Annotated in this window: 24 protein-coding genes; 11 read left to right on the top strand and 13 right to left on the bottom strand. The window is 68.8% G+C overall.

The window, feature by feature from the left end; translation table 11 throughout:
• Nucleotides 1-129 precede the first annotated feature (129 nt).
• Nucleotides 130-600 carry a hypothetical protein gene (locus F5X71_RS25285; protein ID WP_238815462.1) on the top strand — a complete coding sequence of 157 codons (471 nt, stop codon included), beginning with the start codon at nt 130-132 and terminating at the stop codon, nt 598-600.
• Here F5X71_RS25285 and F5X71_RS25280 read toward each other — a convergent pair whose 3' ends face one another.
• Both F5X71_RS25280 and F5X71_RS25275 read right to left on the bottom strand, forming a co-directional pair.
• Nucleotides 601-1,098, bottom strand: coding sequence for a hypothetical protein (locus F5X71_RS25280; protein WP_238815461.1), 498 nt, complete (start codon nt 1,096-1,098; stop codon nt 601-603).
• 92 nt (nt 1,099-1,190) lie between these two features.
• Nucleotides 1,191-2,573: an APC family permease gene (locus tag F5X71_RS25275; RefSeq protein ID WP_167464263.1), complete on the bottom strand. Its 1,383-nt coding sequence runs from the start codon at nt 2,571-2,573 to the stop codon at nt 1,191-1,193.
• Between the two features lie 206 nt (nt 2,574-2,779).
• Between F5X71_RS25275 and F5X71_RS25270 the strand changes: the two genes are divergently transcribed.
• Together F5X71_RS25270 and F5X71_RS25265 are read left to right on the top strand one after the other, a co-directional pair.
• Nucleotides 2,780-3,622, top strand: coding sequence for an ABC transporter permease (locus tag F5X71_RS25270; protein ID WP_342803740.1), 843 nt, complete (start codon nt 2,780-2,782; stop codon nt 3,620-3,622).
• Nucleotides 3,619-4,446, top strand: coding sequence for an ABC transporter permease (locus F5X71_RS25265; protein WP_167464262.1), 828 nt, complete (start codon nt 3,619-3,621; stop codon nt 4,444-4,446). Before F5X71_RS25270 ends, F5X71_RS25265 begins: the two co-directional genes overlap by 4 nt.
• Here the strand turns inward: F5X71_RS25265 and F5X71_RS25260 are convergent.
• Nucleotides 4,443-5,303 carry a helix-turn-helix domain-containing protein gene (locus F5X71_RS25260; protein ID WP_167464261.1) on the bottom strand — a complete coding sequence of 287 codons (861 nt, stop codon included), beginning with the start codon at nt 5,301-5,303 and terminating at the stop codon, nt 4,443-4,445. The two genes, F5X71_RS25265 and F5X71_RS25260, sit on opposite strands and share 4 nt — an antisense overlap.
• Nucleotides 5,304-5,481: 178 nt before the next feature.
• On the opposite strand from F5X71_RS25260, the gene F5X71_RS25255 reads away from it, so the two are divergent.
• Nucleotides 5,482-5,907 carry a ribonuclease domain-containing protein gene (locus tag F5X71_RS25255; protein WP_167464260.1) on the top strand — a complete coding sequence of 142 codons (426 nt, stop codon included), beginning with the start codon at nt 5,482-5,484 and terminating at the stop codon, nt 5,905-5,907.
• A 471-nt stretch (nt 5,908-6,378) separates the two neighbouring features.
• Entirely contained in the window at nt 6,379-6,735 is a 357-nt protein-coding gene (locus tag F5X71_RS25250) for a DUF4254 domain-containing protein (protein WP_167466723.1), read from the top strand.
• 186 nt (nt 6,736-6,921) lie between these two features.
• On the opposite strand, the gene F5X71_RS25245 is transcribed toward F5X71_RS25250, so the two are convergent.
• From F5X71_RS25245 to F5X71_RS25210, 8 genes are all read right to left on the bottom strand, one after another.
• Nucleotides 6,922-10,209, bottom strand: coding sequence for a hypothetical protein (locus F5X71_RS25245; RefSeq protein WP_167464259.1), 3,288 nt, complete (start codon nt 10,207-10,209; stop codon nt 6,922-6,924).
• 58 nt (nt 10,210-10,267) lie between these two features.
• The gene (locus tag F5X71_RS25240; RefSeq protein WP_167464258.1) at nt 10,268-10,864 is read right to left on the bottom strand and encodes a DUF4126 domain-containing protein; all 597 of its coding nucleotides are present in this window, start codon (nt 10,862-10,864) and stop codon (nt 10,268-10,270) included.
• Nucleotides 10,865-10,952: 88 nt separating this feature from the next.
• Nucleotides 10,953-11,750 carry an ABC transporter permease gene (locus tag F5X71_RS25235; protein ID WP_167464257.1) on the bottom strand — a complete coding sequence of 266 codons (798 nt, stop codon included), beginning with the start codon at nt 11,748-11,750 and terminating at the stop codon, nt 10,953-10,955.
• A gap of 2 nt (nt 11,751-11,752) precedes the next feature.
• Complete coding sequence (locus F5X71_RS25230) at nt 11,753-12,652, bottom strand: 2-aminoethylphosphonate ABC transporter permease subunit (protein WP_167464256.1); 900 nt, start codon at nt 12,650-12,652, stop codon at nt 11,753-11,755.
• Nucleotides 12,653-12,758: 106 nt separating this feature from the next.
• Nucleotides 12,759-13,934 carry an ABC transporter ATP-binding protein gene (locus tag F5X71_RS25225; protein ID WP_167464255.1) on the bottom strand — a complete coding sequence of 392 codons (1,176 nt, stop codon included), beginning with the start codon at nt 13,932-13,934 and terminating at the stop codon, nt 12,759-12,761.
• A 28-nt stretch (nt 13,935-13,962) separates the two neighbouring features.
• On the bottom strand, nt 13,963-15,036 hold the full coding sequence (locus F5X71_RS25220; protein WP_167464254.1) for a 2-aminoethylphosphonate ABC transporter substrate-binding protein: 1,074 nt from the start codon (nt 15,034-15,036) through the stop codon (nt 13,963-13,965).
• Nucleotides 15,037-15,100: 64 nt separating this feature from the next.
• On the bottom strand, nt 15,101-15,790 hold the full coding sequence (locus F5X71_RS25215; RefSeq protein WP_167466722.1) for a phosphonatase-like hydrolase: 690 nt from the start codon (nt 15,788-15,790) through the stop codon (nt 15,101-15,103).
• 8 nt (nt 15,791-15,798) lie between these two features.
• On the bottom strand, nt 15,799-16,926 hold the full coding sequence (locus F5X71_RS25210) for a TIGR03364 family FAD-dependent oxidoreductase (RefSeq protein WP_167464253.1): 1,128 nt from the start codon (nt 16,924-16,926) through the stop codon (nt 15,799-15,801).
• Between the two features lie 98 nt (nt 16,927-17,024).
• Between F5X71_RS25210 and F5X71_RS25205 the strand changes: the two genes are divergently transcribed.
• Nucleotides 17,025-17,801, top strand: coding sequence for a GntR family transcriptional regulator (locus F5X71_RS25205; RefSeq protein WP_238815460.1), 777 nt, complete (start codon nt 17,025-17,027; stop codon nt 17,799-17,801).
• Nucleotides 17,802-17,827: 26 nt separating this feature from the next.
• Here F5X71_RS25205 and F5X71_RS25200 read toward each other — a convergent pair whose 3' ends face one another.
• Together F5X71_RS25200 and F5X71_RS25195 are read right to left on the bottom strand one after the other, a co-directional pair.
• Complete coding sequence (locus tag F5X71_RS25200) at nt 17,828-18,925, bottom strand: monodechloroaminopyrrolnitrin synthase PrnB family protein (protein WP_167464252.1); 1,098 nt, start codon at nt 18,923-18,925, stop codon at nt 17,828-17,830.
• A gap of 239 nt (nt 18,926-19,164) precedes the next feature.
• Entirely contained in the window at nt 19,165-20,175 is a 1,011-nt protein-coding gene (locus F5X71_RS25195; RefSeq protein WP_167464251.1) for an LLM class flavin-dependent oxidoreductase, read from the bottom strand.
• A gap of 475 nt (nt 20,176-20,650) precedes the next feature.
• Here F5X71_RS25195 and F5X71_RS25190 point away from each other — a divergent pair, with 475 nt between their 5' ends.
• The 5 genes from F5X71_RS25190 to F5X71_RS25170 all read left to right on the top strand — a co-directional run bounded on the left by F5X71_RS25190 (nt 20,651) and on the right by F5X71_RS25170 (nt 24,490).
• Nucleotides 20,651-20,869, top strand: coding sequence for a hypothetical protein (locus F5X71_RS25190; RefSeq protein WP_167464250.1), 219 nt, complete (start codon nt 20,651-20,653; stop codon nt 20,867-20,869).
• Between the two features lie 209 nt (nt 20,870-21,078).
• Nucleotides 21,079-21,942: a type I methionyl aminopeptidase gene (gene map, locus F5X71_RS25185; protein ID WP_167464249.1), complete on the top strand. Its 864-nt coding sequence runs from the start codon at nt 21,079-21,081 to the stop codon at nt 21,940-21,942.
• A 181-nt stretch (nt 21,943-22,123) separates the two neighbouring features.
• The gene (locus F5X71_RS25180) at nt 22,124-23,713 is read left to right on the top strand and encodes a cobyric acid synthase (protein WP_167466720.1); all 1,590 of its coding nucleotides are present in this window, start codon (nt 22,124-22,126) and stop codon (nt 23,711-23,713) included.
• 154 nt (nt 23,714-23,867) lie between these two features.
• Nucleotides 23,868-24,101: an AbrB/MazE/SpoVT family DNA-binding domain-containing protein gene (locus F5X71_RS25175; RefSeq protein ID WP_203218209.1), complete on the top strand. Its 234-nt coding sequence runs from the start codon at nt 23,868-23,870 to the stop codon at nt 24,099-24,101.
• On the top strand, nt 24,098-24,490 hold the full coding sequence (locus F5X71_RS25170) for a PIN domain-containing protein (protein ID WP_042255351.1): 393 nt from the start codon (nt 24,098-24,100) through the stop codon (nt 24,488-24,490). The genes F5X71_RS25175 and F5X71_RS25170 overlap by 4 nt, the downstream gene beginning before the upstream one ends.
• The last annotated feature ends 29 nt before the right edge of the window (nt 24,491-24,519 follow it).

Here is a 24,519-nt window from a genome sequence, read left to right as displayed (position 1 = left end):
AGAGTTAGCCGAAGCCCGAGGGATGCCGCGGCCGACTGGTGGGGAGCTGGGCCAACGCTGCGTGTCGGACCGACGGAAGTGGGTGAAAAACTACGTGGAGGGGGGCACTCTCGTTCACGCTATCGATGTGTGTCAGGCGCCGCCGACGTGAACCGTTCGCGCAACGACCGGGCCATCCCCGGTAAGTTCCTGCTGCTCGCGGCGCTGCGGGGGTTCCCGCACGCCGATCACCCGATGCTGGAGGCCGCCGGAGAGTTGGCGCAGTTGCATCTGGCACGGGACCGGACGCCCGCGGCCGAATCCATCAAGATCGATCGCAGGCGGATCCAGTTGGTTCGCAGCATCGATCGCTGGGTCACCCTGGCCACCCCGATCCCGGAACTGGCCGCGGTCGAACACCCCGAAACGGTCGGCAGGCTGGTCGATCAGCTCGCCGAGATGACCGCGCAGGCGATCACCGCGCTGACCCACGCCCCGGAAGCGGTCTTCTACGACGCGTGGGTGCGCATCGAGGCGCTGGCCGACGGCTACCAGGACCTGATCGACGGCCTGCGCCACGGGATTCGCCGATTACCCGAGGATCCCTACGATCACCCGTGACTACCGGCCGCGGCCGAACAGTCGAAACGAGCGCGCCCGCCGCCGCGGCAGCGTCGCGTACACCATCGTCATGTCGGCGAACACCTCCGCTTCCCGCTCCCGTTCTTCCCCGAAATCACCGCGTCCCAGCGCGTGTTCGATCGAGCGCGGCGACATCGTCGGCAGCAGCACGGCCAGCGACGGCGGCAGCGGATCCGGGCGATCCTGCCGCTCGCCGTGCTCGAGCAGCATATGGCCGACCTGGTGCAGGACGAGGTGGTCGACGTTGCGTTCGATCGCCTCGTCGTCGTAGACGATGATGTCGTCGTGCGTGCGTGCGACCCACAGACCGCCCGCGCCGCAACCGATCTCGTGCAGCACCGCCCGCGGCGCGGTGTGCAGGGTGATGGAGCGCCCCCGGTGCGCGGCCACAGCGGCGAGGTACGCGGACAGATCCCACGGATTGGGGAGGGGCACGGTTCGGGTGGCATCACCGAGACGCGCGTCCATGCTGGTCATCCCGGCATACATTACCCACCGGTTCGCTCCGCGTCATCTGCGGAACCGGGCGCCGCGGACATGAGAATGATCATGTCCGGCAATCGGATCGATCACTCCGTCGATGGCTGCGCGGCGGCCGGTTCCGCGTTCAGATACTTGATCGCGACGTGATTGACCGCCCACAGTACGACGCCGATGCCCAGCAGGACGCCGGCGATCACGTACTGCTGCGGATTGCGGTCGGTGAACGGGGTCACCAGGAAGCCACATGTCAGTGCGCCGATCACGGGCAGCGCGGTCGGGGTCCGGAAATGCTCGTGCGACACCTGATCTCGGCGCAGCACCAGCACCGCGACATTGACCACCGTGAACACCGCGAGCAGCAGCAGCGCCGTGGTGCCGCCGAGCTCGGGCACCTCGCCGACGAACGCGATCAGGCCGAGCGCGAGCAGCGTGGTGCACAGGATCGCCACGAACGGCGTGCGCCGGCCCGAGTGGACTCGCCCGAGCTGCCTGGGCAGCACGCCCTGCCTGGCCATGCCGTACAGCAGACGGCTGGCCATCAGCATGTTGATCAGCGCGGTGTTGGCCACGGCGATCATGCTGATATAGGCGAAGATCTGGGTCGGGAACGCGGGCGCGCCGACCCGCACCACCTGCAGCAGCGGCGTATCGCCCTGGCCGAGTTCGGCGATCGGCACCAGGGCCACCGCGGTGATCGACACCAGCACGTAGATCAGTGCGGTGATCGCGAGACCGGCCAGCAGTACCTTCGGGAAGATCCGGCTCGGCTGTTTGCACTCCTCGGCCATGTTCACCGAGTCCTCGAATCCGACCATGGCGTAGAACGCCAGCGTGGTGGCGGCGATGACGCCGCCGACCGCGCTGCGGTCACCGGTCTCGAACTCGGTGATCCGGCTGAAGTCGCCGTCACCGACGCCGAGCGCCCAGCACCCGATCCCGATGACGATCAGCAGACCGGTCAGCTCGACGCAGGTGAGCAGCACGTTCAACTTCACGCCCTCGCTGACGCCGCGCAGGTTGATCGCGGCGACGACGAGCATGAACCCGAGCGCGATGAGCGTGATCATCGCGCCCGGGCCGAGGTCGAGGTCGAGCGCCTCGGCGAAGTTGGCGCCGAAGGCGCGCGACGCCGTCGCCGCCGAGGTGATGCCGGAGCTCATCACCGCGAACGCCACCATGAAGGTGAGGAACTGGATGCCGAACGCCTTGTGGGTGTACAGCGCCGCGCCTGCCGCGTGCGGATACTTGGTGACCAGCTCCAGATAGCTCATCGCGGTGACGAGGGCGACCAGGAACGAGACCACGAACGGCACCCAGACCGCGCCGCCCACCTCGTTCGCGACCTTTCCGGTGAGCGCGTAGATCGACGAGCCGAGGATGTCGCCCACCACGAACAGCAGCAGCAAGCCGGGGCCCATCACCCGCTTCAGCTCCGGCTCGGCGGCCCGCTCGGCGGTGGTGTCGGCCATGGTCCCCTCCCGATCTCTGTGCGACAGATGGATGAAGTACCCGGAATCAGTCGAAAATAGTCGACCGATCTCGACTTTCGCCGCAAAGCAGCCGGTGTGGTGAACCGGATCGCCCGCTGTCTCGGTATCTCCTAGGACCGGGTCCGCGACATGCGGACCGGTGCGGGTTCCCCGGGAACCGACACGGCTTTGCGCAGGATGAGAGGGTGCGGTCGCAGGATGAGAGCGTGCGGATGAGCCTGCCGCCGGTGGTGTCGCGGCCGCGTTTCGGCGCGCTCGCGCAGTGGTGGGTGCTCACCCGCCGACTGATCCGGCCGTCCTGGCGCAACGGCGAGTTGGTCACCGCGGTCGTCGCGCCCACGGTGTTCACCCTCGGGTTCTATGTGCCGTTGAACCTGGTGATGAGCGGCTACGGGCACGGACTGAGCAGTTACGCGCAGTTCCTCCTGCCGATGATCGTGATGCAGGCGGTGGCGTTCTGTGCCACGTCGGCGGCGTTGCGCGCGGCGACCGACGCCGCGGACGGGCTCACCGTGCGGTTCGGGTCGCTGCCGATGCCAGCCGCGGTGCCGCTGGCCGCGCGGATCACCGCCGCGCTGTACCGCGCCGCGGTCTCGCTGGCCGTTGCCCTGGTGTGCGGCTGGGTGATCGGTGTGCGCTTCTATGGAAGTTGGCTGGAAACACTGGGTTTCGTCGCTTTCGCGTTGCTGGTGGCGGTGGCGTTGACGCTCGGTGCGGATCTGATCGGCACCGTGGTCGCCAAGCCGGAGGCGATCACCCAGGCGCTGATCTTCCCGCAGCTGGTTCTCGGGCTGGTGTCGACGGGGCTGGCGCCCGCACACCAATTCCCCTCCTGGCTCCAGGGATTCGCGCGCAACCAGCCGGTGTCGCAGTTCGTCTACGCGATGCGCGCGCTGGCCGGTGATCCGAGCGGCAACGCGGGGGTCGTCGGGTGGCGGGTACTCGGTCCCGGATTGGCTTGGGTGGCAGTGTTGTTCGTGCTCTGTGGTGGGCTCGGCGTGCTGGTCGCCATGCGGAGGTCGGGATGACCGACACCGCCCGCATCGCCGTGACGGCATTGCCCGTGGTGCCCGGACGGACCGAAACCTGGCGCCTGCTGGTGCCGCAGACCCTCGTGCAGACCCGGCGGTTGCTGCGGCGCTGGGTGCGCGACCCGCTGACCACGATGCAGTCGCTGGTGTTCCCGGCGCTGCTGCTGCTCGTGCTGAATGCCGTGCTCGGCAAGCAGATCTCGGCCTTCGCCGGTGCCGGCGCCCTCTACGGTTCGGTGCCGATGGTGGCCCTGGTGGGGGTGATGTCGGGCTCGGTGGCCGGTGCGATCACGCTGGGCCGGGAACGGGATCAGGGTCTGCTGGCCCGGCTGTGGGTGCTGCCGGTGCATCGGGCGTCCGGTCTGTCCGCGCGCATCCTCGCCGAGGCGGTCCGGATACTGGTGTGCACCCTGGTGTTGTTCGGGGTGGGTCTGCTGCTCGGGTTCCGCTTCGAGCAGGGAGCCCTGGCCGGACTCGCGCTGTTCGGTGTGCCGCTGCTGTACGGGCTCGGCTTCGCCACCATGGTCACCGCCGTGGCGGTGTTCTCCGCGAAAACCGCGCTGGTGGAGGCCGTTTCGCTCGGATCGTCGCTACTGATGTTCTTCAGCACGGGTTTCGCGCCGTTGCACGCGTATCCGCGCTGGGCACAACCGATCGTCGCGCATCAACCGATGACCCAGGCGATCGACGCGATGCGCGGATTGTCACTCGGCGGCCCGGTGCGCGCGCCGCTGCTGGCGACGGTGGCCTGGTCGGTCGGCGCGATGGTGGTGTTCGCCGTGCCCGCGGCCGTCGGCTACCGCCGCGCCAGCCGAACTTAGCCCATCTTCGCCGCGGCCTCGGTGATCATCGCCGCGGAATCGCGCGGGCTCAGTGCCATGGCCCGCAGCTGGTCGAAAATCACGCCGAAGCGCCGGATTTCGGGATGGCCCTCGATGAGTTCATCGCCCGCGATGCCCTCCACGTAGACCAGCTCCGGATCGGCCGGGTCGTGGAAATCGAGTAGCGTGAACGAGCCCGCCATGCCGGGATGGGCGCCCGCGTCGAAGGGCAGGATCTGCAGGATCACGTTCTTGCGCTTGGTCTCCTGGAGCAGCCGATCCAGTTGGCCGCGCATCACCGCGGGCCCGCCGACGGTGCGCCGGATCGCCGCCTCGTCCATCACGACCCACAGCTCGAGCGGTTCGTCCTTGGTGAGATTGGCGGCCCGATCCATTCTGGCGCGGGCGCGGTCCTCCATCACCGACGCCTCCACCTTCGGCATCGAGGTGTCGATCACCGCGGTCGCGTACTCCATGGTCTGCAGCAATCCAGGAATGGTCGAGGTCTGGTAGTGCCGCGCGGAGAGCGCCTCGGCCTCGAAATTGATGTAGGCGGCATAGACCTCGGACACGCTGCCCTCGTAGGCCCGTGACATACCGGGCTTGAGTGCGTCGGACAGTAATTCGCTGGCGTCGTCGCGCTGTTCGTCGGTGACGCCGTACAGGTCGAGCATCGCCTGCAGCGTGCGTCGCTGCGGCCGGGCCTGCGCCGTTTCGATCCGATACAGCGTGGTGACGTTGATACCGGTTTGGGTGCTCACCTCTTCCTTGCTGAGCCCCGCGTGCTCGCGCATCTCGTGCAGCATCGCGGCCAATCTGCGCAATCGCACGGTCAGGACGGTGCGCTTGCCTGCCATGCCGAATTCCCTCCGCCGTGCGCCTGCGAAAATCCGAGCGTACCCCGTTCCATGCTGTGCGGAACCGAGGTTCGCGGGCACACATGGCATTTCATGCCGAGCGATGGCACCCGAATCTTCACCGCACCGAAACCTGAGGAAACCTGGCGTTCGGCTCGGGGCAGTAGGTTCGGCGGCTATGACTGGGGTGGCATCGATAGCGAAGCGATTCGGATTCACCGTTGCCGCGCTGGTGGCGGGCCTGACCCTGGTGCTCGGCCTGGCGACGCCCGCGCAGCAGCAGGCGCGGCCCGCGGCGGCCGAGTCGATCGTGCTGGTCGGCGCCAGTGTCCCGCAGCGCGCCTGGGACACGCTCGCGCGGATCGACGCGGGCACCTGGCCGCCGAATGACGGCTCCGGCACCAAGGGCGGCGGGACCTGGCAGAACCGCGACGGCACCCTGCCGCGCACCGACGCGGGCGGCAAGGCGATCGCGTATCGGGAGTGGGACGTCAACATCAAACAGCCGGGGCGCAATCGCGACGCCGAGCGAATAGTCACCGGCAACGATCACTCCGCCTGGTACACGGCGGACCATTACTCCTCGTTCACCAGGATGCGTTGAACGCCGGTTCCGCTTCGCGATTACGGGTACGGGCGCGAAGGCATCGGCTTTCGGTCCCGTCTCGTGCGATATAGAGACAGACTGGTCGGTAATCCTCGATTGCGCGGCGGTAACCGGATCGACCGGTCTATTCGGCGGAAGTCGCTGGTCATGGCGTTGTGCTCGGTGGCCCGAAGTTGTTGTGGCAGTGCGCCGATGGGCGGCGCAAGGGCCGAAGGACACATTTGGTGCAGCAATGCGGACGCACTCTTGCGTTCTTGCATCTGTAAGAGCATGATCCAGCTAGCCTAGTTGTGAACAACCGATCCGATGACCGGGATAACCGAATCGAGAGCCAATTATGTTGGTACAAAGCGCGTTGGTGTCGGGTGAAGTCGGGGTGGAGGCATGAGTGCGCCAACGGTGGGGGTACTGCCGACTGCTCCGCAATTGTTGTGTGCCTTTCAGGGGCGCCGTTTCCAGGACCGGGAAATGCTGCGCTCGGCACACGCCCTCGCCGAGCTACATGCCCGGCGGCGGCAGGTCGGGGACCCTGCCTTGATCATTGAAATCGACTGTCGCAGAAGTGAACTGGTCGACGATATCAATGACTGGATCGGTAAGGAGCTGCCCCGGCATCGCCATGGCGCATCGCTGCACACCGAAAGTCTCGGCGCGGTGGTCGACCGAATGGCGCGCAGCTGGGTGGACGCCAATCAAGCCATCGACACCGAGGGCGTGCGCAGCGACAATACCCATAAACATTGGTACCACTTGGCAGAACTCGTTGACGGGTACACTGATTTGGTAACCGATGTGGCCGACGGCCGACGTCGATTGCCTTCGTGAAAGTGGCGCTCGCTCCCGACGGCGCCACTGTCCATCAGACAGCGTGCCGGGCACAATCATCCGACCAGTGATCTCGCTCGGGCATTCACGTTGTCGCACAGTGGCGGCGGGCGCAACGGGGCGCCTCGCCCGGCGTGCCGCGTGGTCGACTGGCGCGGCACGCCCGCTGCGAATTCCTTACCTTGATCATTCCGCAACCGTGCAGACCTCGTGTGCGGCGAAGCGCACATCGTCCTGATCGTGTGCCCGCAGCCGGGCCAGCAGCTCGACCCAGACCGGGGTCCAGCCGAAATGATTGCCGCACTGCGCGACCACCGTCAGTGCGCACAGGGCCGCGGCCGTCGAGTCGGTGGTCAATGTCCGCACCACCGCGGCCATGGTGTCCGCGTCGACGAGGTTCAGCGCGGTCGTCATCCGGGACCGTAGTCGCCGCATCGGGTAGGTGAGCAGTGCGCCGTGCGCGTGCGCGCACGCCTGCCGGATCGGTGGCACGGCCGAATCCGCGTCGACCCACCGGATCAGGGTGAGGCGCAGATCGATGGCCGAGCGTCGCAGGGCGGGCTCGTCCGCGAGCCGTTCGGCGACGGTCGCGGCGACCGCGCGCGCCTGTTCCGATCGTTCGGCCGCCCCGACCAGCGTGTCGAGCAACACCGAGAGTCGTTGTCGCGCGGGCAGATCCCGATCGGGCAGCGTGACCTGCGCCGCCGCGAGCAGTCGATCTACAGCCGCAGGGATATGGGCATGGAAACCGCCGTGCACGAGCACAGGCACCACCTTGCGCCACAACCCGACCTCACTGAGATCGGTCAACCTGCGTACCAACAGGTCACCGGTGTCGGCGGGCGCCCATGGGTGCCAGGTGCCGAGCACCCGCAGCGCCGCGCCCGCGAGCGCGATATCGGGGTCGGCGGCCACCGTCCGGACCAGCTCGGCCATCCGCTGCCGCTGCGGGATGGCGAGCAGGTCGGGGGTGAGGTTCAACGCCTCGTCCGCCACATCGGGAATGCGCACCGCCGCACCGAGGATTTGCCACGCGTCCTCGTGCCGCAGCAGCCAGCGGCACCCGAAGACGATGGCCCGCCGCACGTCTCGATGCTGGTTCGGGTGCTCCCAGAACGCGCGGACAACGGCCATCGCCTCGGGCGCATGCAGGGCGGCGAGCAGGCGCAAGCCCTCTTTCCGCGCGGTGATCTTCGGCGCGTCCAGCAGCGGCCGCAGGGCCACCGCGAGCTGGTCGGGTGCGATGCTTCTGGCGCGGGAAGCCATGCCGCTCACCGCGACCCGCGCCCGATCGGTGGCCACGTAGCGGCCGAGCACCTCGAGCGCCGTCACGGCCTGCTCGCTGCCGCCGAGCGCGGAGAGCGCGGCCTCGGCCACCGTGCGGTCCGGATGCTCCAGATAGCCGAGCAGGCGCGGCACACTCTCGGGCAGGCGGCTCAAACGATGGATCGCCCAGGTCTTCTCCCACGGCGCGGCGTCTTTCGAGCGCACCAGCGCGGCGAGCGCGCGGGCGTACTGCTCGACCTGGCGCGGTGTCCAGTGCGCGAAGCCGGTCGAGAAGTCGGGCACCACACGCACTTTGGCCGAGCTGAAGCGGCCCGGATTGGCACCGGCGAGCACCAGGTCGAGCAGATCGGTGCGCCGGGTGGCGATCAGTTGCCGCACCCGGGGCAGCGTGATGAGGGAGCGATCACGGTTCAGCAGGGTGGCCAGGTGCTCGTCACGGGTGGCCGGATTCGCCAGCGCCAGTTCGGCGGCGGTGCGCACGACGTGGTCGTCCCGCGCGGTGCAGGCCAGTAACAGCAACTGCTGCAAGGCGGGTACCTGCCAGGCGCGCCGGTCCAGGCCCTGCGCGAGGCGCAGGGTCAGCGTCCACTCGTCGCGGGCCGCGGCGCTGTCGAGCCGGGTGCGCAGCGCGTCGAACAGTCGCTGCTCGGCGCCGCGCGGCAGGTCCCGGTCCAATCGCCACAGTGGCACCGAACTCTCGTGCGCGGCAAGGCTTTCGATGATGGACAGCGCCGCCGCCGCGAAGTCCGGGTCGTCGGTGCGGGCGCTGTGCACCAGTAGTGTGCGGGCGATGCGGCCGATCGCGTCGACGGTCGCTCCGGAGCGGTCCCTGGCCTGCACGGCGTCGGTCGTCAGGATCGTCAACGCGGGCAGATGGGCACTGCGCAGCAGCGTGGGCGGAATATCGCCGATTGCCTGTAACGCGGTGCGCCGCACCGGGTCCTGCTCGTTACGCAACCGCCGCAGCAGATCGAGCAGGACGCCGACGACCTCGGGATCGCGGCTGCCGATCGCGGCGGTCACCAGCAACGGATAGGCCTGGGCACGGTCCTCTGCCGTCGGTCGGCGAATGCTCTCGCGCAGCACGGGTTCGGCTTCGTCCCAGGGGAGCCGGGCGATCAGTCGCTCGCGGACTGCACGAACCTCGGTGCCGCCGTGCGCGGCGAGCAGCGCGCGGGCGCGGGCGGCCCGCTCGTCGCGGGGGAGCTGATCCAGTGCGTCGAGATCGGCCTGCGCGGGATCGACGCCCGGTCGCAGGAACACCTGGATCACCGCGGCTCGCCGCGCCGGCGCGAGCGCGCGCAGCAATCGCCGTCGCTGGGCATCGGGGTAAGCGGTGCACAAGGCGATCAACCGGTCGTCGGGGAGCTCGCGCAACGCGGTGAACAAGGCACGACCGGTCAGGACGGTGCCGCGGCCACTCGGGTGCAGGATCAAGGCGACGACCGCGTCCACGTCGTGCCTGGCCAGCGCGCCGACAATGGTCCGCAGTCCGGAAAGCGGGATGTGGTCCACCGCGCGGGCGGCGAGGGCGAGCAGCCGGTCCGGGTGGCGCAGCGCGGTGCTGTCCGCCCCCGCGGCGATCCACCGCCACAGCCGCGGCCACTGCGCCTCATTGGCCGTGGCGGCCAGGCCCTCGAGGTGACCGAGCACCTGTTCGCAGTGCTCGCGGTGCAGTGTGCGCCAGTTCGGTACGGCGTAGGCGAGTTCCGGCAGATGCGCGGCGACCACCGGTGCGGAGCAACAGGACACCATGCCTGCCGCTTCGGCATCCCCGAAATGTGTTCGGATCTCCGGCAGGAGCGCATCGGCCAGTTCCGCGCCCGCCGAGCGGCGCCCGAGCACGCGATACAGCGTGCGCCGGGTGCGCTGCGCCATCCGCGGCACCCGGGCGACCAGGTCGGCCGGGTCGACACCGATCCGCACCAGCCCGGCCAGTGCTCGGCAGGCGAATTCCGTTTCCGCCGAGTCGAGTTGGGTCAGCAGGAAGGTGCGGTCGGCGGCGATCGTTGCCAATTGCACGGCGAGGACCCGCTCGTAGTGGCCGCGTCCGGCGAGGTCGCCGAGCAGCGCATCGAGTTCGGGCGTGCCGGTCAGGCGCAGCGCCGCCGCGGCGATCGCGCGCCTGCGCTGCGGCGCGGACAACGGTTCGAGGTCTTTCAGGAGCTTTGTCGCCGGTGCTGCCATGGTTCGACGGCCCGCCTTTCGGATGCCGCTGGGTCGGTGCTGGGAAGGTCCGCGCCGGTCAGGTCGCGGGTGCGGTCCCGGCCGCGCGACGTTGCCTGCGACGGCGCAGGTAACGCCGGATGCGGGCGGCGAGCAGGACCACCAAGAGCAAGCCGATCAGCAGCAGCACACCCGCGATGACGGCCGCGAGGATCGGATGGAAGATCGCGAGCGTGACGATTCCGGCGACGGCGGTGTCCTCGGCGGTGCTCGCCACCACGTTGCTGAACGGCTCCGGCGAGGTGTTGATCGCCATCCGGGTGCCCGCCTTGACCAGATGACTCGCCAGTGCGCTGAACCCGCCGACCGCGCCCGCCGCCAGTTCCGGCAGCGAACCGTCCTGTCCCGCAATCAATGCCGCGACCACCGCGCCGGAGAGGGGCCGCACCACGGTGTGGAACGCGTCCCAGAACGAGTCCAGGTACGGGATCTTGTCGGCCACCGCCTCGACCACGAACAGCACCACGGCGGCGATCAGCACGTCGGTCCGCTGCAGTGCCGCGGGTACCGAATCGGCGAGACCGGTGCGCCCGAAGATACCGAGCAGCAGAACGACGGCGTACGCGTTCACCCCGCTCGCCCAGCCCGCGGTGAAGATCAACGGAAGTGCGGTCACTCGGCCATCCTAGTGCCGTGTCCAGGAACTTCGGCTCATCTCTCGACGCCATGCGGCGTCCACCGGCCGCGTGGCCGTCGCCGGCGGATCAGCGCACGGCGGCGCGGCCGCGGATCCGTCCGAGCAGGACCAACGCCACCAGAGTGACCAGCACCAGCAGGGTGGTGCTCGCCGCGGCGTCGAAGACCTCGCCGCGATCGGTCTGGGCGAAGATGCTGACCGGCAGTGTCTTCCAGGTGGCCGGGTAAACCATGACGGTGGCGCCCAGCTCGCCCATCGACAGCGCGACGGCCAGGCCCGCGGCCGCGCCGAGGGCGGGCAGCAGCAGCGGCAGCGTCACCTGGAACAGCACCCGGGCCGGTCCGGCCCCCAGCGACTCGGCGGCCTGCCGGTAGCCGGGGTCGATCCGGTTCAGCGCGGCCGCTACTGCGCTGTACGCGTAGGCCAGCACGAGCACCGAATGGGCAAGGATGACAATCCATTTCGTGCCACCGAGCAGCACGGGCCGCTCGTTGAACGCGATCAGCACGCCGAGGCCGATGGCGACCGAGGGCACCGCGACCGGCAGGTGGAACACCGCGTCGGTGCCGCGCCGCCACCAACCCGGCGCCTCGCGCACCGCCAGGGCCGCCCAGGTGCCGAGCACCAGCGAGACGGCGCCGGCCAGCAGCGCGGTCTGCAGGCTCACCGAGAGGGAAGCCGCCTGCTCGCCGGACAGCGCCCTGCCGAAATTGGCGAAGCCGAGGTTCGAGGGCAGCGGGCCGGTCCAGCTGCCCGCCAGCGCGGCCGCCACGACGGTGGCGATCGGGGCGAGGAACACCACGCACACCACGAGCGCGAACGCCGCGAGCAGGATCGCCTTGCCGCTTCTCGTCCAGACCAGCATGGTCAGCCCTCCTGCCGCGGCGCGCCGGTGAGCCGGGCGAACAACAACCGGTAAGTGAGATACAGCGTGAGCGAGAGCGCCACCTGCACGCAGGCGAGGACCGCGGCACCGGGCAGATCGAAGGTGACGATGCCGCGGGTGTAGATCAGCGCGGGCAGCGTCAGCACACCCTTCGCCCCGGTGAACAACACGATGCCGAACTCGTTGAGCGTCAACAGCAATACCAGGCTGCCGCCCGCCGCCAGCGCAGGCCATGCCTCGGGCAGCACCACCTGGCGTAGCACGCGCCACGGCGAAGCGCCCAGGCTCGCCGCGACATCGAGTTGTTCGCGCGGCACCTGCGCGAACGCGGCCAGCAGCGGCCGCACTACGAAAGGCGTGAAAAATGTGATCTCGGCGAGGATCACCCCGAGCGGCGTGGTGAGGAAGTCCACCGCGGGCGCTCTCGCGCCGGTGAGTTCGGTGATCAGCGCGTTCACCGCGCCCGCGGTGCCGTAGAGGAACGTGAACGCCAGGGTGATCAGGAACGACGGCAGCGTCAGCACCGTATCGATGAGCCTGCCCACCACCTGCGCGCCGGGGAAGGGCACGAAGGCGAGCACGACGGCCAGGAACGTGCCGAGGATCAGACATCCGACGGTCGACATGGCGGCGATGGACACCGTGCGCCACAACGCGTTACGGAACGAATCGGAGCCGAGCACGTCCGACCACACCGCGGTGCCCCGGCCGGTGGGTGTCACGGTGGACTCGGCCAGTACCCGGATGATCGGGTACCCGGCGACGCACAGCACCACCAGGGTCGGCGGCAGGCTCCAGAGCATCGGTTTCCAGTCGCGTTGTCGCGCGGGTCTTTCCTGGCTCGCCTCGGCGATCGGTTCGCGCAGGGCGGGCGCGCTCACGCGTGGCCTCCCATTGCGAACCTGCCACCGAGCTTCGCTCCCGACCCTGCCCTGATCCGTGGGAAAGGTTGTGAGACAGCGTGACCGGTGCGGCAACGACGTCGGGTCATGCGTCGGCTCCCACCGCGTGCGGGATCAGGACACCGGCGGGATCAGGGAAACAGACCCCGACGACCGCGCCGACGGGCGGCTCGGCGTGGCCGGGGACATCGGCGACGACGTCGTCGGCCAGCCCGTCGACGGCGAGCGTCAAGCGGGTCGAAGCACCGCGCCATACTGTGGCGCTCACCGTGGCGCGCAGCGCATCCCGCTCGGAGGTGGCGCCGATCCGGATGGTGTGCGGGCGCACGCACAGCAGCGCGGGGGAGTCCGGCGCCCAACCTTGCCTGCCGACACCGGGTGTCGGCGCTTGCGCACGCAGCGTCCTGGTGCCGACCGTGACCAGTGCCGCGCCGCCGGACACCCGGTGCACCGTGGCGGACAGCAGGTTCGCGCCACCGAGGAACGCAGCGGTGAACTCCGAGGGCGGTCGGCGCCAGAGGTTTTCGGCGGTGTCGATGTCGACCAGGCGGGCCTCGCGCATGACGGCGATGCGGTCGGCCAGCGCGAGTGCCTCGGACTGGTCGTGGGTTACATACAGCATGGCCGTGTTCGGCAGCGCGGCCCGCAACTGCTGGAGTTCGGCGAGCATGGACTGGCGCAGTTGCGCGTCGAGCGCGGCGAGCGGCTCGTCGAGCAGCAACACCTTGGGCCGGATGGCCAGTGCCCTGGCGATCGCCACCCGCTGCTGCTGGCCGCCGGACAGCTCCCTGGGCAGTCGCTCGGCGTAGGCGCCCATCCCCACCATGTCCAGTGCCTCGATGACGCGTGCACCGATCTCGGTGCGCGGCACGCGCTGTGCCTTCAAGCCGAAGGCCACATTGCCGCGCACGCTCATGTGCGGGAACAGCGCGTACGACTGCACCACGACGCCGATCCCGCGCTTGGCCGGTGCGAGCGTGGTGACCTCGCGCCCCGCCAGCCGGACCGCGCCCGAGGTCGGCCGGACGAAACCCGCAAGGACCTTGAGCGCGGTCGACTTGCCCGACCCGCTGGGGCCGAGTAGGGCGACGGTTTCGCCCGCGGCCACGCGCAGTGTGAAATCGGCCAGCGCGACGGTCGTGGTGCGGCCGCTGCGATAGCTGACGCCGACCCGGTCGAACACGATCGCGGGTGCGGCGTCGGTTGCTGTCCCTGGCGGGGCGGAGGTGGATGTCTTGGTCTGCGCGTCACCGGCGGACATGGTCGACTCCTTTGTGCGCTAGGGCTTTTCAGCTACCGGTGGCCTTCTGATACGCGGCCAAGTCGCCGTCCAGCTCGCTGAGCACCTTGTTCCAGTCGATCGGCAGCACTTCGACGCCCCGCAGCACCGAACTCGGCGACGGACCCGAGCCGGTGTCAGCGGCATCACGCAGCTCGGCGCGCGCGGGCACCGCGAAAGCGTCCGCGCCGAGCGCCCGCTGGGCCGGTGCCGAGAGCAAGAACTCCATCAGCCGCTTCGCCTCGGCCGCGTGCGGTGCGCCCTTGGCCAGGCCCATCACGTACGGCACCGCGACGGTCGATCGCTTGCCGTCGGCCGTGGCGGGGAAGAACACGCTGAACTTCGAGCCCTTCTCCTTGATCGTGGTCAGGTTCATCTGCACGTCGCCGTTGGCGATGCTGAGCTCGCCCTTGTCGACCTTGGCCTGCAGTTTGCCGGTCGACGAGGACGGCCCGACATTGTTGGCCTGCAGCGAGGCCAGGTAGTCGAGCGCGCGCTGCTTGCCGAGCAACTGCTGCAGCAGGATCAGCACGGCGGTGCCGTCGCCGGCCTGGCCCGGCGTCGAATACTGGAGTTTGCCTTTGAATTCCGGCCGTAACAGCGCGTCCCAGGTGAGCGCCTTCGCATCGACCGAGGGGTTGGCGATGAAGCACAGATAGTTGTTGGCCAGCGTGACGTACTCGCCATCGGGATCCTTGTCGGCGGCCGGGACGGCGCCGGTGTCCACGCCGCTGTTCTGAAGCAGCCCTGCGGTTTTCGCCTTCTGGATGAACGGCGGCAGCGTGACGAGCAGGTCGGCCTGCGGGTTGGACTGCTCCTTGTCGACCCGGTTGACGACCTCGCCCGAGCCGGCCTGCACCAGGTTGACCGCGATGCCGGTCTGCTTCTCGAACTCGGCGAACCGGTTCTGATACCAGCTGCCTACGCCGTCGGCGGAGTAGACCGTGACGGTCGTGCCGTTCGCGCTCCGCGTGCCGGTGCCACCGCAGGCCGCGGTGACCGCGACGGTGAGGACGGCGGCGACGAGCAGCGCGGCACGGGACAGGCGGCGCGCCGGGCGGGGCCGCGGCGGGGAAGTGCGCACGTGACTACAACTTTCGGTTCGGTGGGTGTCTGCGGGTCGGTCGTGGGCGGTGCCGTGCCGCGGGTCAGCGCTGCTCGGTCAGGATCAGTTCGGCGAATTCGACGACCGAGGCCACCACGTGGGTGGCGCCCGCCGCGCGCAGTCGCGTCTCGTCGTGGGCGCCGGTGAGCGTTCCTGCGACGATCCGTGCGCCCGCGGCCCGGCCGGTGGCGATGTCGCTGGTCGTATCGCCGAGCACGGCAACGCGATCCACCGCGTCGGCCCGCAACCGCAGCAGCGCGGTGAGCACCAGGTCTGGGTAGGGGCGTCCCCGTCCGGCGTCGGCCGGGGCCAGCGTCAGGTCGGCGAGGTCGTGCCAGCCGAGCGCGTGCAGCAGACGATCCTGGGTCGAGCGGCTGAAGCCGGTGGTGAGCGCGACCTTGACGCCCGCGCCACGCAGCTCATCGATCGCCTTGGCGGCACCGGGAATCGGGGCGATCTCGACCTCATCGATCAGCGCCTCGTACGCGGTCTCGAACGCGTGGTTCGCCTGTTGTGCGCGTGCCTCGTCGCCGAGCAGCGCGCGGAACACGGCGATCTTCGACTGACCCATGGTGTCGAGCACGTAGGCGCGGGCCGCCGCTCGCTCGGGTCCTTCTGGCGCCAGTCCCGCGGCAGTGGCCGCGGCATCGAAGGCGCGCAGCACCAGGCCGCCGTCGGCCACGGTGGTACCGGCCATGTCCAGTACGGCGAGCTGAATGGTGTTCTCCGACAAGGCAATCCTCACAGGTTCAGGAGATCGGCGGTTTGCTCGCCGAGTGCGGGTCCGAGGGTCATGCCGCGCCCGCCCGGCCCGGTGACGACCCAGGTATGTGCTCCGGCCGCGGCGCGGGTGACGAGCGCGGTGGGGTCGACGCTCTGGCTGTAGACGCCCGCCCAGCGCCGAATCACCTGCGGCAGTGCGCATCCGAGCAGTTCCTCGGTGACCGCGGTGAGGTGTTCGTAGGGCGCCTCGTCGACGTCGAAGGCGAACGGCTCGTCGTATTCGTGGGTGTCGCCGATGGTCAGGCCACCGTGCAGGCGCTGCACACAGAGCAACTGCATCTTGTGTTCGGCGGCGGTAGCCGCTTGGGACTGTTCGCGATTCAGCGTGTCCACCGCCGCGCCCGCGAAGCCGGGGTAGTAGCGGAAGCTGTCGCCGTCGGCGATCGCGGTGGTGAGCGGCTCGCCGAGCGGCGCGGTCTGCATCATCTGCAACCGGACCCGGCGCACCGGCAGCGCTCCGGCGAGCTCGCGGGTCAGGCCGGTGTGCGCGGCGCCGGGGCAGACCAGCACCAGGTCCGCGTCGTAGCGGCGGCCCTGATCGTCGCGCACGGTGGCGCCCGCGCCGGTGTCGCCGACCGTCCTGGCCTCGGTGCCGGCGTGGAAGGTGTAGCGGCCGCTCGCCGTGAGGTAGGCGCGGATGGCGGGCATGGCCTGTCGCGACTCGACCGAGGCGTCGGTCGAACAGTGCAGTCCGGCAAGGAATTTCCCGCGCAGTGCGGGGTTGATCGCGCGCACCTCGGCGGGTTCGAGCAGCGCGAAGCCGCGGGCCGCTGCCGACGGGCCCGCGGCGGCCTGCTCGGCGACCGCCAGCTCGGCGGCGGTGCGCACCAGCGTGATCGACCCGGCGGGGCGGAAGCCGACGCCGGGGATCTTGCCGCCGATCTCCTCCCACAGCTGCCGCGAACGCAGGGTCAGCTCGAGTTCGCCCGCGGTCCTGCCGGACACCCAGACCAGGCCGAAGTTGCGGACCGTGGCACCGCGCGCCTCGGTCTCCCGCTCCAGCTGCACGACCTCGTGACCGCGGCGCACTGCGGCTAGGGCGTGCGCGGTGCCGAGGATCCCACCGCCGATGATGACCAATCGCATGGAAACCATGGTGCACATTGGTCTAGACCAACGGGTATTACCAGCGCGAACGGCAGGTTAACAATTGGTATAGACCAATTGCGGGTACGCTGTCGGCCATGGACGCGACGGAGGTGGGCAGGGTCGGTACCGCGGCGGACGGTGCGGCAGGGGGTGAGCGCGCGGAGATCGCGCTGCCGGACCGGCTCCCGAAGTCCTACCGGGTGCGCACCGAGATCGAGGCGATCCTCGCGGAGTCGCACGAGGGCGACTCGGTGCCCTCGGAACGGGATCTCGCCGTTCGTTTCGGGGTGGCGCGCGAGACGGTGCGGCAGGCGCTGCGAGATCTGCTGGTGGAGGGGCGGATTCGTCGGCAGGGGCGCGGCACGGTCGTCTCGCGGCCGAAAATGGTGCAGCCGCTGTCGCTGCGCTCCTATACCGAGGGCGCGATCAGCTACGGGCGCGTGCCGGGCCGGTTGCTCGTCGGCTGGGACGACGTGCCCGCCGATGCCGATGTGTCCCGCGATCTCGGTGTGCCCGTTGGCACTTCGGTCATGCACCTGGAACGCGTGCTGCTCGCCGACGGCGAACGCATCGGCTTGGAGAGCACCTTTCTGCCGTGGCACCGCTTCGCCGATCTGCGCACCCATTACGACCCGACCACCTCCCTGTACGCGGCCATCCGCGCCACCGGCGTCGTGTTCGGCCGCGCCACCGAACGCATCGAGACGGTCCTCGCCTCCCCGCGCGAGGCCGCCCTCCTCGAATGCACCACGGCCCTGCCCCTGCTGCTCCTGCACCGCCGTAGTGTCGACACCGATGGCACTCCCATCGAACGCGTCCGCGCCCTCTACCGCGGCGACCGTATCGCCTTCGAGGCGCATCTCGGCGAATAGTGCTGTGCGGTAGTTGGTTTCGAAGATCAGCTGCGTGCGCCCTTGCGGCGGGTGCGGGCCCAGTCCGCGCAGCGCCGGGTGAGGGCGAGAACATGGTCGAGGACGGCGGGGCTGACCCCGGCGATGCCCATGCCGTAGCGTGCGCCGTCGGTGTACGCGGCTCTGGTGAGCATGCCGTGTCGGGTGCGAAAGGCGACCAGTCCGTCCAGGATTCGGATGATGCCGTCCATCGCGTAGGCCGCCTTGGTGGAGGGCGGGCCGTCGGGGCGATCGAATTCCTGGACGAGCCGGGTCACCAGCGAGGGTGTGTCGGTGGTGTGGTCGAACATTCGCCGCCAGCGGGGGAGTCCATAGTTCAGTAGATCGTCCTGGAAATAGGTCATGCCGACACCGCCGTGATCGGACGACCAGACGAGCCGGTCGATGAGATAGAGCGGCACGTGCACGGCCGCCGGGCCGTAGTACGACCGGTCGGCCACCACCACGTCGGCCATGAACGGACGCAATCGCGCGGCATAGAACTCGAGCGGATCGACCGTGCGGTAGAGGCCGCTCATCAACTGCGGCAAGGTCTCCAGCTGGTCGGCTGCCGCGTGCAGCAGTTCGCCGAACGCCGTGTCGTCGGGCCGGAGCTCGGCCAAGCCGGCCAGCGTCGGCGTGATCTCGCTGATCAGCAAGGTACTCACGCGCACGGCGTCGAGCACGACGTTCTCCTCGTGCTCGCCGAGGAACATCCGCTGGCGTCTACCCCGGGGATTCCAGACGCCGTAGTGCAGCACCGTGTCTCGCGGCACCATGCCGGCGGAATGGCCCCACGCGAGGAGCACGCCCGCGGCTTCCGGCACCGGGTCGAGCGGCTCGACACCGTGTCTGCGCAAAGACGACATGAGCATGCCGACATCGCGCATGGCCGCCAATCGGTCGGCGATATCGGGCAACTCGACTTCTCTCGCACGGCACAGCAATTCTCGGAAAGCGGTCGCGAGCCCGCGCACATCGGCGTTCGCGTTCATGCTCGGTACATTCGCCAGCACGGCGTCGGCGGAGAGCGGATCACGGCGTGCCACCTTTCGGCACGACAATTCGTCGATATCCAGTGCGAGGGGATGGTCCATGCTGGTCATCGGCCGGGACCGTAGTTGTGAGCTCGGCATCGGATCCTATCTCGATCCGCGCGCGGCGAACTCGGCGGATCCTGTGTGTGCCGTCTCAGTCGTACGGTCGGATGTTCGGGTGCTGTAAGGCAAACAAACGTCCGGCGGTTATGTCAATCATGGTTCTGGCAAATTGTGGGTAAATTAAATCGTTGCCGCTTAACCAGATTCACCGAGCCCTTAACTCGGGCTCGGTGATCGGGTGTGGCTCAGCGGACCTGGGGTGCGACCTTCTCGCCGAGCAATTCGATATTGCGCAGGACCTTTTCGTGCGGCAGCGTGCCGACGCTGGTGTGCAGCATGAATCGATCCAGGCCGAGGGTGTCGCGGATATCGGCGACTTTCTCGGCCACGTAGTCGGGCGTGCCGACGAACAGTGAACCGTCTTTCGAGCGCAACGCCTCGAACTGGGGACGGGTCATCGGGCCCCAGCCGCGTTCGCGACCGATGGTGCTCATTGCCACCGCGTAGGGCTCGAAGAAGTCGGCCACCGCCTGCTCGTCGGTGTCGGCGATGTAGCCGTGCGCGTGCACCGCGACCGGCTGCCGCTCATGACCGCCCTCGGCGAGTGCGCGGTGATACAGATCGACCAGCGGCTTGAACCGGGCGGGCTGGCCGCCGATGATCGCGATCGCCAGCGGCAATCCGAGCAGTCCGGCGCGCACCACCGACTCCGTGCTGCCGCCCACCGCGATCCATACCGGCAGCGGGCGATTCTCGGTGCGCGGGTAGGCGATCGCGTCGCGCAGCGGCGCGCGGAACTTGCCGTTCCAGTTCACCGGGCCCTCCTCGCGCAGATGTAGCAGCAGCGCCAGCTTCTCCTCGAAGAGTTCGTCGTAGTCGCTCAGGTCGTACCCGAACAGCGGAAAGCTCTCGGTGAAGGACCCGCGCCCGGCCATCAGCTCGGCGCGTCCGTTGGACAACCCGTCCAGCGTCGAGAAGTCCTGGAACACCCGCACCGGATCGTCGGAGCTCAGCACGGTGACCGCGCTGGTCAACTGGATCCGTTCGGTGCGGGCCGCGATCGCCGCCAGCACGACCGCGGGCGCGGACGCCGCGAAATCCTTGCGATGGTGTTCGCCGACGCCGTACACGTCGAGCCCGGCGCGCTCGGTGGCCACCGCCTCGTCCACCACCTGGCGCAGCCGCTGCGCGGCACTCGGCGCGGGGCGGTCGCCGACGGGGTACAGCTCCGCGAACGTCGTGAGTCCCAATTCCACGGTCGAGCCTCTTTCCTGGATAGTGTCGATGTCAACCACCACCGTAAACGGACCACGGTCCGCAGGTATTCCGCACAGCACTCCCTGCCCGCCACCCGCAACCGCGGGCCCAGCCGCCTCGATCGGAACGCCGTCGATACCACTCGGCTTTGAGCCACGCCGTCTGGTCGTCGATCGGCCGCTCGATCCGGGGAAATTTCCGTCGTCTGCGTCGAGACTCGTCGGTGGCATGGCGGTCGCGCTCGTATGGGCGTCATGATCGCGGTATTCGTCGATTCCGACGGTGCGCTCAGAATGGCGTGGCCTGCCTGTGGCGCAGGTGTTCGCAAAACCGGTTAACCAGGAGTCCGGTACCCTTGACCAGCCCGGACCAGGACAGTGGGAGACGGTGATGCTTGCGCCTGATTGGACAGCGTCCGAATGGGAATCGAGGGCGAACGCTCTGTTGGACCGTCTCGGGGATCGCCTTAGTCCGGTGAACAAGGACGCCTGTGAATCGCTGAACTTCGGTGGTGAATGGGAGGAGAGCGCCGACAATCTCTTGGCCGCACTCTTCCATGAGAAGCCCTCGATAACCCGCGACGAATACATCGAACTCTCGGCGCTGAGTGAGGCCGTGGGCTCTCATGTCGACGGTCTCGACTACCTCGCCCGCCGAGTCGAGATCCTCGAGAACCTGACCGTCGCCGACTGAAAGCCGAACCAGGGCCGGGTTCCCAGTGGTCGGTGTCGCGACCGGTTCCCCGTCCACTACCTCCGCACTCAGTCGATGCCTGTCGGTGTGGTTGTGTGCGGGGTGATGTGGTCTGTTCGGTAGTGGGAGGTCGCCGGAATCGAACGGGGGATCGTATCGACCGGATGGGGCTGTCGGCGGGGGTGGCGGGGGTTGATTACGCTGTTCGCATGTCTGTCCGCACTCGTCAGCCGCTCACCCCCGGGACACTCTCGCCCACCCGCGAGGTACCGCGCGCCATCGAGCGTCCCGAATACGCGTGGAAGAAGACCGTCAACGAGGGGCGCGAGCCCTGGGTGCAGACGGCGGAGACGATCGAGAAGATGCGGATCGCGAGCAAGATCGCGGCGCAGGCGCTGGCCGAGGCGGGCAAGGCCGTCGCGCCCGGCGTCACCACCGACGAACTGGACCGGATCGCGCACGAGTACATGTGCGACCACGGCGCCTACCCGTCCACCCTGGGCTACAAGGGCTTTCCCAAGTCGTGCTGCACCTCGCTGAACGAGGTGATCTGCCACGGCATCCCGGATTCCACCGTGATCGAGGACGGCGACATCGTCAACATCGACGTCACGGCCTACATCCACGGCGTGCACGGCGACACCAACAAGACCTACCTGGCCGGCGAGGTGGACGAGGAGGTCCGGCTGCTCGTCGAGCGGACCGAGGAAGCCACGATGCGCGCCATCAAGGCGGTCCGGCCCGGTCGCGCGCTCAACGTCATCGGCCGGGTGATCGAGTCCTACGCCAACCGTTTCGGCTACGGCGTGGTGCGCGACTTCACCGGGCACGGCGTCGGCCCCACCTTCCACAGCGGTCTGGTGATCCTGCACTACGACCAGCCCGCCATCGAATCGATCATCGAGCCGGGCATGACGTTCACCATCGAGCCGATGATCAACCTGGGCGGCATCGACTACGAGATCTGGGACGACGGCTGGACCGTGGTCACCAAGGACCGCAAATGGACGGCACAGTTCGAACACACCCTGGTAGTCACGGAGACCGGCGCGGAAATCCTGACCTTGCCGTGAGTGTTCGGCGTGGTCCGAAGCTTGCGCCGTTGGGTGTTCACGGAATCCGGCGCGGGAACCCTCGCTTTGCTGTGAGTGGTCGCGGTTCGAAGTTCGCGCCGGTCAGCGGCCACGGAAATCTTGACTTTGCCGTGAGCGTTCGCGATCCGAAGCTCATGTCGTGGGGCAGTTTCCGGAGCGGATGCGGGACTGCCGACTGTGGCGTGGGGGCGGGGTGAAGGGGGCGCTGCTCGTCGCGGGCACGACCTCGGACGCGGGTAAGAGCGTCGTGGTGGCTGGGATCTGCCGGATGCTGGCGCGGCGCGGGGTGCGGGTGGCGCCGTTCAAGGCGCAGAACATGTCGAACAACTCGGTGGTCACCCTCGACGGCGGGGAGATCGGCCGGGCGCAGGCGTTGCAGGCCAAGGCCTGTGGGCTGGAGCCGAGCGTGCGGTTCAACCCGGTGCTGCTGAAGCCGGGCAGCGACCGCCGCTCGCAACTGGTGGTGCGGGGCAAGGCGACCGGCACCGTCGGCGCGCGCGACTATTTCCGGCATCGCCGGGAACTGCGCGCCGTGGTCGCCGCCGAACTAGCCGCGCTGCGCGCCGAGTTCGAGGTGGTGATCTGTGAGGGCGCCGGGTCACCCGCCGAAATCAACCTCCGCGCAACCGATCTGGCGAACCTCGGCCTCGCGCGGGCCGCCGGTCTCCCGGTGCTGCTGGTCGGCGATATCGACCGCGGCGGCGTGCTGGCGCACCTGTTCGGCACCGTGGCGATTCTGGAACCCGAAGACCAGCAATTGATCTCGGGCTTCGTGGTGAACAAGTTCCGTGGCGACGTCGAGCTGCTGCGTCCAGGCCTGGACCGGCTCACCGAGCTCACCGGCCGGCCGACGCTCGGGGTGCTGCCGTTCGAACCGGAGCTGTGGATCGATGCCGAGGATTCGCTGAGCACCGTCGCGGACGCGCCGGTGGGTCGCCAGCAGCCGCCCGTCGGTACCGAATGGCTCACCGTCGCGGCGATCCGGCTGCCGCGCGTCTCCAATTCCACCGATGTCGAGGCATTGGCCTGCGAGCCGGGGGTTTCCGTGCGCTGGGTGAGCGAACCGTCCCGGCTCGGCGAGGCCGATCTGGTGGTGCTGCCGGGCAGCAAGGCGACCGTCTCGGACCTGGAATGGTTGCGACGCACCGGACTTGCCGACGCGCTCGTCGCCAGGGCCGGCGCGGGCCGCCCGATCCTCGGGATCTGCGGCGGCTATCAGATGCTTGGCACCCGGATCGTGGACCCGGTCGAGTCCGGCGCTGGGGAGATCGCGGGACTAGGGCTGTTCGATCTGGAGATCGCCTTCGCCGATCCGAAGGTGTTGCGGCGCAGTAGCGGTCACGGCACGGCGGCCGAGGTCGCGGGAATCCCGGTGCACGGCTACGAGATCCACCACGGGCGGGTGACGCGTAACGCCGACCCGGCCTGGCTCGAGGTCGATGGTGCGCCGGAAGGTTCGGTCCGCCCGGCACTCTGGGGCACCCACCTGCACGGTCTGCTCGAATCCGACGAGTTCCGCAGGGCCTGGCTGCGTACCGTCGCCGCCGCCGCGGGACGGACGGGTTTCGTTGCCGCCGAGGGCACTTCGGTCGATGCCGTGCGCACCGGCCAGCTGGATCTGCTCGCCGACCTGATCGAGCGGCACCTGGATCTCGCGCAGCTCGAACGGCTCGTCACCGAGGGCGCCCCGCCCTCGTTGCCGACGCTGCACACCCGCGCGAGCACCGATATCGCCGCCTCGTCGAGCTGAACTGTTGACGCGGCGAACACCGCCCCTTACGTTTCAGTAAGGAATTCGACCCCGGGTAAGGCGCGGGTCCTCGGCGCGGAAGTTATGGTCGGTGAGCGAAATGGCAGCAGACAAGAGACCGAGCGGTAGGTCGGGCAACGTGGTATCCGCGACCGTGACCAGCAAAGGGCAGATCACCATCCCGATCGACGTCCGGGTCGCGATGGGGCTGCGGGCCGGGGTCCGGGTCGCCTTCGTGCCGACCGCGAACGGCACCTACGAGCTGGTGCCCGAAACCCGCACCATCAAGTCGCTCAAGGGCATCGTCGGCTGGTCCGGCTCGCCGATCGGGCTCGTGCAGATGAACGAGGCCATCACGGGCAACATCGTGGAAGGCAAGCAGAAATGATCGGTCTGGACGCCAACGTGCTGATCCGCTACCTCACCCAGGACGACCCGGAGCAGTCCGCGCGGGCCAACCAGGTGATCGACGGGCTCAGCGAGTCCCGGCCCGGCTACGTGACGATGATCGTGCTCGCCGAGATCCACTGGGTGCTGCGCCGCGGCTACAAGCAGGATCCCGAGGCGGTCACCGACGTGCTGCTCGGCCTGCTCGACTCGACCGAGATCGTCATCGAACGCGCCGACACCGTGCGCCAGGCGCTGCGCCGGGCCGCCGACGGCGCCGACTTCGCCGACGCGCTCATCCAGCAGCTGGGCCAGGAGGCGGGCTGCGATCTCACCGTCACCTTCGACCACAACGCGGGCGAGCAGGCCGGGATGCGATTACTGGCCTAGGAAGACCGGACCTCGTTCAGCTGAGCCGT

This window comes from Nocardia brasiliensis, from assembly GCF_011801125.1.
Classification (GTDB): domain Bacteria; phylum Actinomycetota; class Actinomycetes; order Mycobacteriales; family Mycobacteriaceae; genus Nocardia; species Nocardia brasiliensis_C.
This window is presented reverse-complemented; position numbering and strand designations above follow the sequence as displayed.